This is a genomic window from Streptomyces sp. McG3 (assembly GCF_018619185.1).
Taxonomy (GTDB): domain Bacteria; phylum Actinomycetota; class Actinomycetes; order Streptomycetales; family Streptomycetaceae; genus Streptomyces.
On the sequence record NZ_JAAXYC010000242.1, the window covers coordinates 1 to 12,666 of the forward strand.

General features: G+C 73.8%; 12 protein-coding genes. 7 read left to right on the plus strand and 5 right to left on the minus strand.

Annotation, left to right across the window (positions count from 1 at the left end; all coding sequences use genetic code 11):
- Nucleotides 1-43: 43 nt before the first annotated feature.
- Both HET64_RS29010 and HET64_RS29015 read left to right on the plus strand, forming a co-directional pair.
- Entirely contained in the window at nt 44-1,276 is a 1,233-nt protein-coding gene (locus HET64_RS29010; RefSeq protein WP_215110120.1) for a sensor histidine kinase, read from the plus strand.
- Nucleotides 1,264-1,929, plus strand: a complete 666-nt coding sequence (locus tag HET64_RS29015; protein WP_215110121.1) for a response regulator transcription factor — start codon at nt 1,264-1,266, stop codon at nt 1,927-1,929. The genes HET64_RS29010 and HET64_RS29015 overlap by 13 nt, the downstream gene beginning before the upstream one ends.
- A 52-nt stretch (nt 1,930-1,981) precedes the next feature.
- On the opposite strand, the gene HET64_RS29020 is transcribed toward HET64_RS29015, so the two are convergent.
- Nucleotides 1,982-2,374, minus strand: coding sequence for a VOC family protein (locus HET64_RS29020; protein WP_215110122.1), 393 nt, complete (start codon nt 2,372-2,374; stop codon nt 1,982-1,984).
- A gap of 77 nt (nt 2,375-2,451) precedes the next feature.
- On the opposite strand from HET64_RS29020, the gene HET64_RS29025 reads away from it, so the two are divergent.
- Nucleotides 2,452-3,093 (plus strand): nucleoside/nucleotide kinase family protein, encoded by a 642-nt coding sequence (locus tag HET64_RS29025; protein ID WP_215110123.1) that lies wholly within the window; start codon nt 2,452-2,454, stop codon nt 3,091-3,093.
- 265 nt (nt 3,094-3,358) lie between these two features.
- Nucleotides 3,359-4,504: an aminopeptidase P family protein gene (locus tag HET64_RS29030; RefSeq protein ID WP_215110124.1), complete on the plus strand. Its 1,146-nt coding sequence runs from the start codon at nt 3,359-3,361 to the stop codon at nt 4,502-4,504.
- Nucleotides 4,505-4,525: 21 nt separating this feature from the next.
- On the opposite strand, the gene HET64_RS29035 is transcribed toward HET64_RS29030, so the two are convergent.
- On the minus strand, nt 4,526-5,545 hold the full coding sequence (locus HET64_RS29035) for an aldo/keto reductase (protein ID WP_215110125.1): 1,020 nt from the start codon (nt 5,543-5,545) through the stop codon (nt 4,526-4,528).
- 91 nt (nt 5,546-5,636) lie between these two features.
- Nucleotides 5,637-7,397 (minus strand): malto-oligosyltrehalose trehalohydrolase, encoded by a 1,761-nt coding sequence (gene treZ / locus HET64_RS29040; RefSeq protein ID WP_215110126.1) that lies wholly within the window; start codon nt 7,395-7,397, stop codon nt 5,637-5,639.
- A 195-nt stretch (nt 7,398-7,592) separates the two neighbouring features.
- On the opposite strand from treZ, the gene HET64_RS29045 reads away from it, so the two are divergent.
- Both HET64_RS29045 and HET64_RS29050 read left to right on the plus strand, forming a co-directional pair.
- Nucleotides 7,593-8,987 (plus strand): GH1 family beta-glucosidase, encoded by a 1,395-nt coding sequence (locus HET64_RS29045; protein ID WP_215110127.1) that lies wholly within the window; start codon nt 7,593-7,595, stop codon nt 8,985-8,987.
- A gap of 14 nt (nt 8,988-9,001) precedes the next feature.
- Complete coding sequence (locus tag HET64_RS29050) at nt 9,002-10,132, plus strand: alpha-L-fucosidase (RefSeq protein WP_215110128.1); 1,131 nt, start codon at nt 9,002-9,004, stop codon at nt 10,130-10,132.
- Here the strand turns inward: HET64_RS29050 and HET64_RS29055 are convergent.
- Together HET64_RS29055 and HET64_RS29060 are read right to left on the minus strand one after the other, a co-directional pair.
- Nucleotides 10,104-11,015, minus strand: a complete 912-nt coding sequence (locus HET64_RS29055; RefSeq protein ID WP_215110129.1) for a GNAT family N-acetyltransferase — start codon at nt 11,013-11,015, stop codon at nt 10,104-10,106. The genes HET64_RS29050 and HET64_RS29055 overlap by 29 nt on opposite strands.
- 225 nt (nt 11,016-11,240) lie before the next feature.
- Nucleotides 11,241-12,203 carry a GNAT family N-acetyltransferase gene (locus HET64_RS29060; RefSeq protein ID WP_308370397.1) on the minus strand — a complete coding sequence of 321 codons (963 nt, stop codon included), beginning with the start codon at nt 12,201-12,203 and terminating at the stop codon, nt 11,241-11,243.
- Between the two features lie 130 nt (nt 12,204-12,333).
- On the opposite strand from HET64_RS29060, the gene HET64_RS29065 reads away from it, so the two are divergent.
- The coding region (locus tag HET64_RS29065; protein WP_215110130.1) for a DUF1707 domain-containing protein at nt 12,334-12,666 on the plus strand (333 nt) is incomplete at its 3' end.

A 12,666-nucleotide genomic window follows, 5' to 3' on the forward strand; every position in this document is an offset into this window, starting at 1 on the left:
GCCCCCCTCCGGCGGCGGGCCCGCCCCCGTACCGTGGGCTGCCATGAGCAGCTCACCACCCGGTCCCCTCACGGTCGCCGTCCGGCGTTCCTGGGACGCCTCGCGCTACCTCCTCATCGGCATCGGGGTCGCGATGCTGACCTACGTCGGCGCGTTCCTGGTGGTGGCCGCCCTCCTGTTCGCCGTCGCGATCATCGGGCTGCCCGCGCTGCCGGAGGCCGCCACGCTGCTGCGCCGGGCCGCCTCGGCGGAGAGCCGCAGGGCGGCGGCCCGGCTCGGGCCGGGACACCGCCCCGCGTCGTATCCGCCGCTGGACGGCGGCGAGTTGTCCGAACGGGTCCGCCGGACGCTCACCGACCGGACCACCTGGCGGCTCGCGCTCTGGCTGCCCGTCCAGACGCTCTTCGGCATGGGGCTCGGCTACCTCACGATGATCCTGTGGCCCGTCGCCCTGCTGGTGGACGGTGTCGCGCTGTCCGTCGTGGGACCGGTGGACCGGCGGCGGGCCGACGAGTACGGCATCGAGCCGCCCGACCGGCCGGGCTGGGCGCTGCGCTGGCACCCGGTGCTGGCCGACCTCTCGGCGGGCTGGACCATGGCACTGCTCGCCCCGCCGCCCGCCGCCGAACTCACCGAGCGGATCGCCCACCTCACCGAGAGCCGGGCCGGCGCGGTCGCCGCGCACGGGGCCGAACTGCGGCGCATCGAGCGGGACCTGCACGACGGCGCCCAGGCCAGGATCGTCGCCCTGTCGATGCGGATCGGGCTCGCCAAGCAGCTCCTCGACCGTGATCCGGCCGCCGCCCGGGCCCGCCTGGACGAGGCGCAGGACGGGGCCGAAGCCGCGCTCGCCGAGCTGCGGCACGTGGTGCGCGGCATCCACCCGCCGGTCCTCACCGACCGTGGACTGGCCGGTGCGGTACGGGCGTTGGCCGCCGACGTCGCCGTACCCGTCACGGCGGACCTGGACGGCGTGGAGGACGGGCGGCGGCTGCCCGCCGCGATCGAGGCCGCCGCCTACTTCGTGGTCGCCGAGGCGCTCACCAACATCAGCAAGCACAGCGGCGCCACCGCCGCCCGGGTCCGCGTCGACCGGCCCCCCGGCCTCCTGCGGGTGACCATCGGCGACGATGGTCGCGGCGGCGCGGACGAACGCGCCGGCAGCGGGCTGGTGGGCATCCGGCGGCGGGTCGCCGCGCTGGACGGCGCCACCCGCGTCAGCAGCCCCGCCGGGGGGCCGACGGACATCGAAGTGGAGCTGCCGTGCGGATCGTGATCGCCGAGGACAACGCCCTCCTGCGCGAGGGCCTGATCCTCCTGCTCACCAGCTCCGGACACGAGGTGGTGGCCGACGCGGCGGCCGGCCCGGAGATCCTGCCCGCCCTGCTCGAACACCGCCCGGACGTCGCCGTGCTGGACGTACGGCTGCCGCCCACCTTCCGCGACGAGGGGCTGCGGGCCGCGATCGCCGCCCGCGCCGAACTGCCCGACCTGCCGATCCTGGTCCTGTCGCAGTACGTCGAGGAGACGTACGCCGCCGAGCTGCTCGCCCGGGGCGCCCGGGGCATCGGCTACCTGCTCAAGGACCGGGTGGGCCGGGTCGAACAGTTCCTGGAGGCCCTGGACCGGGTGGCGGCGGGCGGCACCGCGCTCGACCCGGAGGTCGTCACCCAGCTCCTCACCCGCAAGTCCTCGGCGGGCCCGCTCCAGAGCCTCACCGCCCGCGAGCGCGAAGTCCTGGAACACATGGCGCAGGGCAAGGCCAACGCCACCATCGCCGCCGAACTCACGGTCTCCGAACGGGCGGTGAGCAAGCACATCGGCTCGATCTTCGCCAAGCTCGGCCTGGATCCGGACGACGGCGCCGTCCACCGCCGCGTCCTCGCGGTGCTGGCCTACCTGGAGGGCCGCGACGGGTTCACCCCGTGAGGGGGCCGGGACGGGTTCACCCCGTGAGGGGGCCGCACCGGGGGCGCGCGGGTCAGGCGGCCGGCTGGAGCAGGTCCCAGCGGTTGCCGTAGAGGTCCTCGAAGACCGCGACGGAGCCGTACGTCTCGTGCCGGGGCTCCTCCAGGAACCGCACTCCGGCCGCCACCATCCGGGCGTGGTCGGCCGCGAAGTCCTCGGTGTGCAGGAAGAAGCCGACCCGGCCGCCCGTCTGCGCCCCCACCGCCCGGCTCTGGACCTCGTCCTTCGCGCGGGCCAGCAGCAGCCCCGTGCCGGGCGCGGACCCGCGCGGGCGCACCACCACCCAGCGGGTGCCGTCGCCCCGGTCGGTGTCCTCCACCACCTCGAAGCCGAGCGCGTCGCGGTAGTGGGCGAGGGCCTCGTCGTAGTCGCGGACGACCAGGGTGACCAGGGCGATGTGGGACATGGCGGGGGAATCCTTCCGGCGAGATGGTTATACGTAACACTAACGCCGGAGCTCCCCGCCCCCGCACAATGCCCCGCATGGACATCCTGGACGGCACGACCACCGGCGGCCGGGCCGCGCTGACGGACCGGGCCCGCGCCCTCGCGGAGACCGGAGGGCGACGGGTACTCGGGATCGCGGGCCCGCCCGGAGCAGGCAAGTCCACTCTGGCGGAACGGCTCGTCGCGGCCCTGGACGGACGCGCCGCCCTCGTCCCGATGGACGGCTTCCACCTGGCCGCCGCCGAGCTGGACCGGCTCGGCCGTGCCGACCGAAAGGGCGCCCCCGACACCTTCGACGCGGCCGGGTACGCAGCCCTGCTGCGGCGGCTGCGCGCACCGGACCCGCTGCACGCGGTCTACGCCCCGGCCTTCGACCGGTCCCTGGAGGAGCCGGTCGCGGGTTCGCTGCCCGTGGAGCCGGACATCCCGCTCGTCGTCACCGAGGGGAACTACCTGCTGCTCGACGACGGCCCCTGGGCCCCGGTGCGCGGTCTGCTGGACGAGGTGTGGTTCCTGGACCTCGACCCGGAGGAGCGGGTGCGCCGGCTCGTCGACCGCCATGTCCGCCACGGCAGGCCCCGGTTCCACGCGGAGGAGTGGGTGGCCCGGTCCGACGAGGCCAACGCCCGGCTGGTGGAGCGGGGCCGGGACCGGGCGGACCTGATCGTGCGCCTCTGACCCGCCGGCCGTCCCCGACGCCCGCCGGGCGTTCCTGACGGCACGGCCAGCGCTGGTCGTTCCTGACGGCACGGCCCGCGCCGGTCGTCCCCGAAGCCTGCCGGGCGTTCCTGACGCCCGCCGGGCGTTGCCGACGGCCCGCGCCGGTCGTTCCTGACCGCCGCCGGGTGTCGCCGACAGCCGACACGCTCCGGCAAGCCGGTCGCGTACGCCCCGCCGGGCGGGCAGGATGCTGTGTGCCGTGTCGCACCGCCAGGAGGCCCTGATGTCCAGCCCGAGCCCGTCCGCCCAGCAGTCCGCCCCGCCGCCCTTCACCGCCGACGACTACCGGGCCCGGATGGCGCGCGCCGCCGAGTCTGCCGCCGATGCCGGGCTCGCCGGGGTGATCGTCGCGCCGGGTCCCGACCTCGTCCACCTCACCGGCTACCGCCCCGTGAGCACCGAACGCCTCACACTCCTCGTACTGCGGGCCGGCCAGGACCCGGTTCTGGTGGTCCCGACCCTGGAGGCCCCCGACGCGGCCGCCGCCACCGGGGCGCCCGCCCTCACCCTGCGGGACTGGACCGACGGCAAGGACCCGTACGCGGTGACCGCCCCGCTGCTCGACGCCGAGGGCCGCTTCGGCGTCAGCGACAACGCCTGGGCGATGCATCTGCTCGGCCTCCAACGGGAGATCCCCGGCACCTCCTACACCGCGCTCACCGAAGCGCTCCCGATGCTCCGCGCGGTGAAGGACGCCGCCGAGCTGGAACGGCTCACCGCCGCCGGGGCCGCCGCCGACGCCACGTACGAGGAGATCCTCAAGGTGCGCTTCTCCGGCCGCCGCGAGGTCGACGTGGCCACCGATCTGGCCGCCCTGCTCCGCGAGTTCGGACACTCCCAGGTCGACTTCACCGTCGTCGGCTCCGGCCCGAACGGGGCCAACCCGCACCACGAGGCCGGGACACGCACCATCGAGCGCGGCGACATGGTCGTCCTCGACTTCGGCGGCCTCAAGCACGGCTACGGCTCCGACACCTCCCGTACCGTCCACGTCGGCGAGCCCACCGCCGAGGAGCAGCGCGTCCACGACATCGTCCGCGAGGCACAGCAGGCGGGCTGTGCCGCCGTCCGGCCCGGTGTCGCCTGCGAGGAGATCGACCGGGCGGCCCGCGCGGTGATCACCGAATTCGGCTACGGCGAACGGTTCATCCACCGCACCGGCCACGGCATCGGCGTCACCACCCACGAGCCGCCCTACATGATCGAGGGCGAGGAGCAGCCGCTGGTGCCCGGCATGTGCTTCTCCGTGGAGCCGGGCATCTACCTCCCGGGCCGCTTCGGCGTCCGGATCGAGGACATCGTGGCCGTCACCGAGGACGGCGGGCGGCGGCTCAACACCACCGCCCGCGAACTGGCCGTCGTCGAGTAGGCGGCCCCGGGCCTCCCCGGTTCAGTCGTCGCGCGGCTCCCGGTCACGGAAGCGGTGCAGGACGTCGTACGGGTAGGGCAGCGGCCGGGCGCTCGCCGCGTCCAGCCGCTCGGCCTGCTCCGCCGTCAGCTCCCAGCCCGCCGCGCCGAGACTGTCGGCCAGCTGCTCCGGCGTCCGGGCCCCGACGATCGGCGCGGTGACGCCGGGCCGGCCGAGCAGCCAGCGCAGCGCGGTCTGCGCCGGGGTGCGGCCCGCCTCCTCGGCCACCGCGACGACCGCCTCCACGACCCGCCAGGTCTCCTCGTTGTCCCGCTCCCGCCAGGCCTCCCGGCCCAGCTCCTCCTGATAGCGGGCCTCTCGCGTGCCCGGTGCGGCGGCGGTCATCCCGCGCCGGTACTTGCCGGTCAGCCAGCCGCCCTGGAGCGGGCTCCACGGGATGATGCCGACGCCCTCCGCCGCGCTGACGGGGACCAGCTCCCACTCGATCTCGCGCGCCAGCAGGTTGTACAGCGGCTGGAGGGACACGTAACGCTCCCAGCCGTTCCGGTCCGCGAGGTCCTGGGCGCGCTGGAGCTGGGAGGCGGAGACGTTGCTCGCGCCGAGGTAGCGGACCTTGCCCGCCTTCACCAGCGTGTCCAGGGTGGAGAGGGTCTCCTCGACCGGCGTCGTCGCGTCCCACACATGCGTCTGGTACAGGTCGATGTGGTCCGTGCCGAGGCGGCGCAGGCTCGCCTCCACCGCCGACACGATGTGCTTGCGGCTCAGCCCGCCCGCGTTCGGGGAGTCGCCCATCGTCCCGAACACCTTGGTGGCGATGACGAGATCGTCGCGCCGGCGGCCCTTCAGCCACCGGCCGACGATCTCCTCGGAGACACCCTTGTTGTACACGTCGGCGGTGTCGACGAACGTGCCGCCCGCCTCCGTGAACGTGTCGAGGATCCGATGGGCGGCCGCCTCGTCGGTGTCCTGGCCGAACGTCATCGCGCCCAGGCACAGTTCGCTGACGCGCAGCCCCGAACGCCCCAGGAATCGCTGCTTCATGGTGTTCCTCTCGTGTGTCGTGCGCTGCCCCGAACGCTACGAGTTGAAGTGCACGCGAAGACAAGGGAGTTACGGGAAAGGCCGGGAGCGATCAGTCATCGGCCAGTACCACGCACGACTCCGGCGGCAGATGCAGTACGCCGTCCGCCCCCGGGGCCTCCACCGGCTCCCAGGCCGCCAACACCCGCCCACCGAGACGTCGGTGGCGCCCCGAGCCCAGCGGGATGGCGGCCGGCTTGTCCGCGAGGTTCACCGCGATCCGCAGGTCGCCCCTGCGGTACGCCAGCCAGCGCGCGTCCTCGTCGAACGCCGTCTTCACCGAAGCCAGGTCGGGGTCGTGCAGATCCGGCAACGTACGCCGCAGCGCGATCAGTTCGCGATACCAGGCGAGCAGCCGAGCGTGCGGTTCGCGCTCCGGCTCGGACCAGTCGAGACAGGACCGGTCGCGGGTCGCCGGGTCCTGGGGGTCGGGGATCTCCTCCCGGTCCCAGCCGTGCGCGCCGAACTCCCGCCGCCTGCCGTTGCGTACGGCCTCGGCCAGCTCCGGGTCCGTGTGGTCGGTGAAGAACTGCCAGGGGGTCCGGGCCCCCCACTCCTCGCCCATGAAGAGCATCGGCGTGAACGGGCCCGTCAGGACCAGGGCCGCCGCGCAGGCCTGGAGACCGGGGGTCAGGGAGGTGGCCAGCCGGTCGCCGAGCGCCCGGTTGCCGATCTGGTCGTGCGTCTGCGCGTAGCCCACGAAACGGTGGGCCGGGGTGCGCGTCACGTCGACCGGGCGGCCGTGGGTGCGGCCCCGGAAGCTGGAGAAGGTCCCGTTGTGGAAGAACCCGGACGTCACCGTCCTGGCGAGGGCGGCGAGCGGCGCGCGGGCGAAGTCGGCGTAGTAGCCCTGGGACTCGCCGGTGAGCGCGGTGTGCAGGGCGTGGTGGAAGTCGTCGTTCCACTGGGCGTGCAGCCCGAGGCCGCCCGCCGGACGCGGGGTCGTGGTGCGCGGGTCGCAGAGGTCGGACTCGGCGATCAGCCCGAGCGGCCTGCCCACCTCGACCGCCAGCGCGTCGACCGCCGCCGACAGCTCCTCCAGGAAGGTGAGCGCCCGGGTGTCGGCCAGCGCGTGCACCGCGTCGAGCCGCAGCCCGTCGAGCCGGTAGTCGCGCAGCCAGGCCAGGGCGCTGCCCAGCAGGAACGCCCGCACCTCGTCGGAGCCCGGCGCGTCCAGGTTGACCGCCGCGCCCCACGGGGTGTGGTGGGTGTCGGTGAAGTACGGGCCGAAGGCCGGCAGATGGTTGCCGGACGGGCCCAGGTGGTTGTGGACGACGTCCAGGACCACCCCGAGCCCCAGCCCGTGCGCCGTGTCGACCAAGCGCTTCAGCCCCTCGGGTCCGCCGTACGGCTCGTGCACCGCCCACAGAGAGACCCCCTCGTACCCCCAGCCGTTGACGCCCGGGAACGGACAGACGGGCATCAGCGACACATGGGTGACGCCCAGCTCCGCCAGATGGCCCAGCCGCGCCGCCGCCGCGTCGAAAGTGCCCTCGGCGGTGTACGTCCCCACGTGCAGCTCGTACAGCACCGCACGGTTCAGCCGCCGCCCCGCCCACGCCTCGCGCCAGGCGTACGCCTCCTGGTCGACGACCGCGCTCGGGCCGTCGGGCCCGTCCGGCTGACGCCGCGAACGGGGGTCCGGCAGCAGGGGTCCTTCGTCCAGCCGGAACCCGTACCGGACCCCGTCCGAGGCGTCCGCCCCGGCCGTCCACCACCCCTCGCGCCCCGCGTCGCGCTCCATCGGGCACCGGACGTCCGCCGCCTCCAGCACGACCGAGTCCGCCTCGGGGGCCCACACCTCGAACTGCATCCACCACTCCTCGTCCCTGGGCGGGGCGCGCGGCCGCCCGCGGGCGGGCTCCACGATCCACGCGACAGGCTCTGTTGCCGCCCGCCACCGGCGATTAAGGTCTGGTCCTGATCATTGCCCGGCGAGGTTCCCGCTCATACAGGTTCTGCTCACACGTACTGGTTCTGCTCATACGTACGGCTGCTGGAGGCCGCGATGACCGTGCCGATGTTCCCTCCCGGCTTCCTCTGGGGAGCCTCCGCCTCCGCCTTCCAGACCGAGGGGGCGGTGGACGCGGACGGCAAGGGCCCCTCCGGCTGGGACGCCTTCGCCGCGCTGCCCGGCCGGATCAAGGACGGCACCGACACCACCCGGGGCACCGGATTCCACGCCCGCTACCGCGAGGACGTGGCCCTGCTGGCCGGCCTCGGCGCCGACGCCTTCCGGTTCTCCGTCAGCTGGCCCCGCGTGGTGCCCGGCGGCAGCGGAGCCGTCAACGCCGACGGGCTTGACTTCTACGACCGGCTCGTCGACGAGCTCTGCGCCCACGGCATCACCCCCGCCCCGACCCTCTACCACTGGGACACCCCGCTCCCGCTGGAGGAGGCGGGCGGCTGGCTCGACCGGGACACCGCCTACCGCTTCGCCGAGTACGCCGGCATCGTCGCCGAACGCCTCGCCGACCGCGTCCCCATGTGGATCACGGTCAACGAGCCCGCCGAGGTCACCATGCTCGGCTACGCGCTGGGCGAGCACGCCCCCGGCCGCACCCTCCTCCTCGACGCCCTGCCCGCCGCCCACCACCAGCTCCTCGCCCACGGCCTCGCCGTCCGCGCCCTGCGCGCGGCGGGCGCGGACAACATCGGCGCCGCCCTCTCGCACGCCCCGGTCTGGACGGCGGGCGACACCGACGAGGACCGCCTCGGCGCGGAGCTGTACGACACGCTCACCAACTGGCTCTTCGCCGACCCGGTCCTCACCGGCCGCTACCCGGACGAGAACCTCGCCGCGCTGATGCCGGGCCCGGTCGCCGACGACCTCAAGGTCATCTCCACCCCGCTCGACTGGTACGGCGTGAACTACTACAACCCCACCCTCGTCGGAGCGCCCGGGCCCGAGGCGCTCGACACCTTCTCCGGTTTCGCGATGCCCGCCGAACTCCCCTTCGGTATAAGGGAGATCGAGGGGTACGAGAAGACGGGCTTCGGCTGGCCTGTGGTCCCCGAGGGGCTGACCGAGATCGTCACCGCGCTCCACACCCGCTACGGCGACCGCCTCCCGCCGCTGTACATCACCGAGAACGGCTGCGCCCTGGAGGAGCCCCACGCGGACGACCGCCGCATCGCCTATCTGGAGAGCCACCTGACCGCCCTGCGCGCGGCGATGGACGCCGGGGTGGACGTGCGCGGCTACTTCACCTGGTCGCTCACCGACAACGTGGAGTGGACGGAGGGGGCCTCGCAGCGGTTCGGCCTGGTCCACATCGACTACGCGACCCTGGCCCGTACGCCCAAGCGCTCCTACGCCTGGTATCGCGACCTGATCCGCGCCCAGAAGGCACAGAAGCGGAATCAGGCGGTCGAGGGGGCTTACGCGGCTCCCCCCGCATGATCAATACTCCCGCCATGGTCGCTTCATGGTGGTCCCGGGCCCAGCTGGGGATCTTCGTTCACTGGACACCCGCATCCGTTCCCGGCTGGGCCCCGCCCTACGTCCCCGCCGCCGAACTCCCGGCGGCGGGCAGACGCGCGCCGCTGGGCTGGACCTCGTACGCGGAGTGGTACGAGAACGCGCTCCGCTTCCCCGGCTCGCCGGTCGCCGCCCACCACCGCGCCACCTACGGCACCCGCCCCTACACGGACTTCGGCCGCGACTTCGAGGACGGGCTCGCCGGCTGGGACCCGGCCGCGTGGGCCCGCGCCTTCCGCGAGGCGGGGGCCGGCTACGCGGTCCTGGTCACCAAGCACCACGACGGGTTCTGCCTCTGGCCCTCGGAGACGAAGAACCCGCACCGCTCCGGCTGGCACACCACCCGGGACGTGGTGGGCGAGTTCGCCGAAGCCGTACGGGCCGAGGGCCTGCGCTTTGGCGTCTACTACTCCGGCGGGCTCGACTGGACCTTCGACGACCGGCCCATCGGCACCGCCGCCGACATGTTCTCCGCCGTCCCGCGCGGGAGCTACCCCGCCTACGCCGACGCGCAGCTGCGGGAGCTGATCCGCCGCTACCGGCCCGACATCCTCTGGAACGACATCGCCTGGCCCGCCTCCGCCGGCGAGATCCGCTCCCTGGTCGACTTCTACCGCTTCACCGTCCCGCACGGCGTCGTCAACGACCGGCTGCTGCCCTACGCCCCGCACTGGCGGGGCCTGAACCTGCCGGGCGCGAAGGCGCTGTACAACTGGTGGGACCGCCGGACGGTGGCGCAGGGCGAGGGCTTCGTCCCGCGCACACCGCCCGTCTTCGACTTCCGCACCCCGGAGTACGCCCGCTACGAGGGCTCCGACCCGTACGAGATCACCCGGGGCGTCGACCACAGCTTCGGCTACAACCGGGCCTCGGGGGCGGACGCCTTCATCGGCCGCGAAGCCCTCACCTCACTGGTCCGCGACACGGCGGCCGACGGCGGGAACGTCCTGCTCAACGTGGGGCCGCGCGGCGAGGACGCGACGATCCCCGCCGAGCAGCGGCTCCGCCTGGAGTGGCTGGCCGAGGAGGCCGGGGCCCTCACGCCAGATGGACCCATTCCTGGGTGACCGGGTACCCGGCGCGGGCGAACGCGGCGGCCATCGGCACGTTGCCCCGGTCCGTCGCGCCCGCGACGAACTCGGCGCCCTGCTCGACGAGGAAGCGTGTGCACTCCACCAGCAGGTCGTAGCCGTAGCCGTGCCCGCGCGCCTCGGGGACGACCCCGATGAAGCCGACGCAGGGCCCCGACGGGTTGTGCGCGGGCACCTGGATGCCCGCCACCTCGCCGTCCGGCGTGTACGCGAGCCGCCACCACTCGCGCGGCGAGGGGCACCAGTGGAAGAAGTCCAACTCCTCCTGGGCCGCCGCCTCCAGACCGCCGGGGCCCTCGATGGCCTTGCGGGCGTGGGCGTCCAGCGTGGCCGAGTGCACGCGGCGCAGCACATCGAGGATGACCGTGTCGTCCGGCTCCGGGCGGAACGTGAGCCGCCCGGTCCGCTCCGGCAGCGGGCAGCCGGGGGTCCACCGATAGCGGTAGCGCTCGACCAGCGGCTTCATGCCGGCCGCCGTCGCGGCGGCGACCCGCGCCTCGACGGCGGCCCGCACCGCCGGATCGTCCCGCCACCCGGCGGGCGCGATCAGCTCGTACTCCTTGTCGAACGGGGCGCGGCGCAGGAGTTCGGCGCCCGCCTCCGCCTCCCCGTCCGCGAAGTCGAACCAGTTGAGCACGACGGGCTCGGTGTCGTCGGGCCCGCCCCACCAGGCGGCCCTGGCGATCACGGTGTCGTCGCGCAGGGCGACCCAGGACCAGTCGGGGCGGTACTCGCCGCCGTCGGCCGTCGAGGTGTACGCGTGGCCGAAGGCGGCCCGGCCGACGTGGGGGCTGTCCTCGAACGTGGTGAAGAGTGCGGCGTCGCTCGGGGTGAGCGCGCGGATGACCGGATCGGTCATGAAGGTGTCCTCCGGGACGGAATGCCGCGCTCCCGGTCAGACGAGGTCCGACACCGCCCGGCGGACGGGGCGGGAGCGCGAAAGTGATGTACTGCGAACGGTGGTGCCGCTGTTCCTGCGCACGTTTCCCGCCTCCTTCCACGACCGGTTCCGATGTCGGTGCCGACCGTAGCCGCCCCCGATCCCGCCGTCCAACGGATTAACGGCGGGATCGACGGGACGGAGTCAACGGGGCTTGTCCCAGACCATGTTGAAAGCCCGCTCGAAGTTCACGTAGCCGAGGCGCTCGAAGGACTGCGCCATCGGCACGTTGCCGAGGTCCGTCGCCGCCCGGATCCGGTCCACGCCCTCGGCCGCCAGCACCCGGGTGCCCTCGGCGAGGAGGTCGTCGATGTACCCGTGCCCGCGCCGGGCGGGCAGCACCCCGATGTACGCGATGATCGGGTTGTAGTTGTTGCGGGCCGGGATCACGAAGCCGACCGGCTCACCCGTGGGCAGTTCGGCGATCCGCCACCAGTCCATCGGGGTGGAGTATCCCGCCAGCTCCTCGTCGTACTGCTTCTCGGCCGCCTCGCGGGCATCGAGCCCGGACGCCAGGTCCTCCTGCCCGTGGGCGTCGAGGGTGCCCTCCATCACCGGCGCCATCAGCGCGACCAGGTCCTCCCGGCCGGTGACCCGACGGAACACCAGCCGGCCGGAGTCCTCGGGCACCGGCGTACCGGCCCGCCACTCCAGCCGCAGCCGCTCCACCAGCATCCGGGCCCCGGTCTCCTCCATCACGCGGATCCGCGCCTCGACGACGTCCCGGGCCACCGGGTCCTCATGCCAGTCCGGCGGCACGAACCGCCCGTACTCGGGCCGCTCCGCACCGGCGGGCAGCACGGCCGCCGTCGCCGTCTCCAGCAGCCGGACGCCGATCGCGACGCGCTCCGGGACCGGAAGAGTGTCGTCCAGGTCGAAGAAGTCCAGCGCCAAGGGACTGTTGCCCGCCGCGTCGGTCCACCACGCGGCCCTGGCGACGACCCGCTCCCCGTCCAGGGCGACCCACATCCACCCCGGGACGCGGCGCCCGGTGGCGAGATCGTCGGCCAGCTCGTGGTCGAGAACGTACGAAAGGCCGCAGAACAGGTCGAGCTCATCGGGTCCGGACAGCGGACGGACCGTCAGCCGCGGTGGAACAGGGGGCACGGAATCTCCTCGTGATGGATGAGCGGCAGACCCTAGCAAGGGGGTCCGCCGGGGAGCGGCGCAGGTCAGCGCGGGAGGAAACACGGCCTCATCTGGACACCCCGGGCCCCTCGGCCCGACAATCGTCGACGTGACGTCCTCCTTCGAGTTCCACACGAGTCCCGCGCGGCTGTCGGACGCCCAGCGCGACCGTGTCCTCGGCGTGCTCAGAGACGGTGCGGCACAGGGCAAGCTGTCGCACGACACGTTCATGCGCCGCATGGAGCTCGCCCTCGTGGCCCGGCGCCCGGAGGAGCTCGCGGTCCTCACCTCCGACCTGGAGGCCGGCAGCGGCTGGTCCCAGGGACTGGTCCGCGCGGTGGGCGGGATATCCGCCTTCCCCGGGCGGCTGCGCCGCGCCTGGCAGACCGAGCGGCTCCCCAACCTGCTGCTCCCCGCCCCCGGCCCCTACCCACTGCTCATC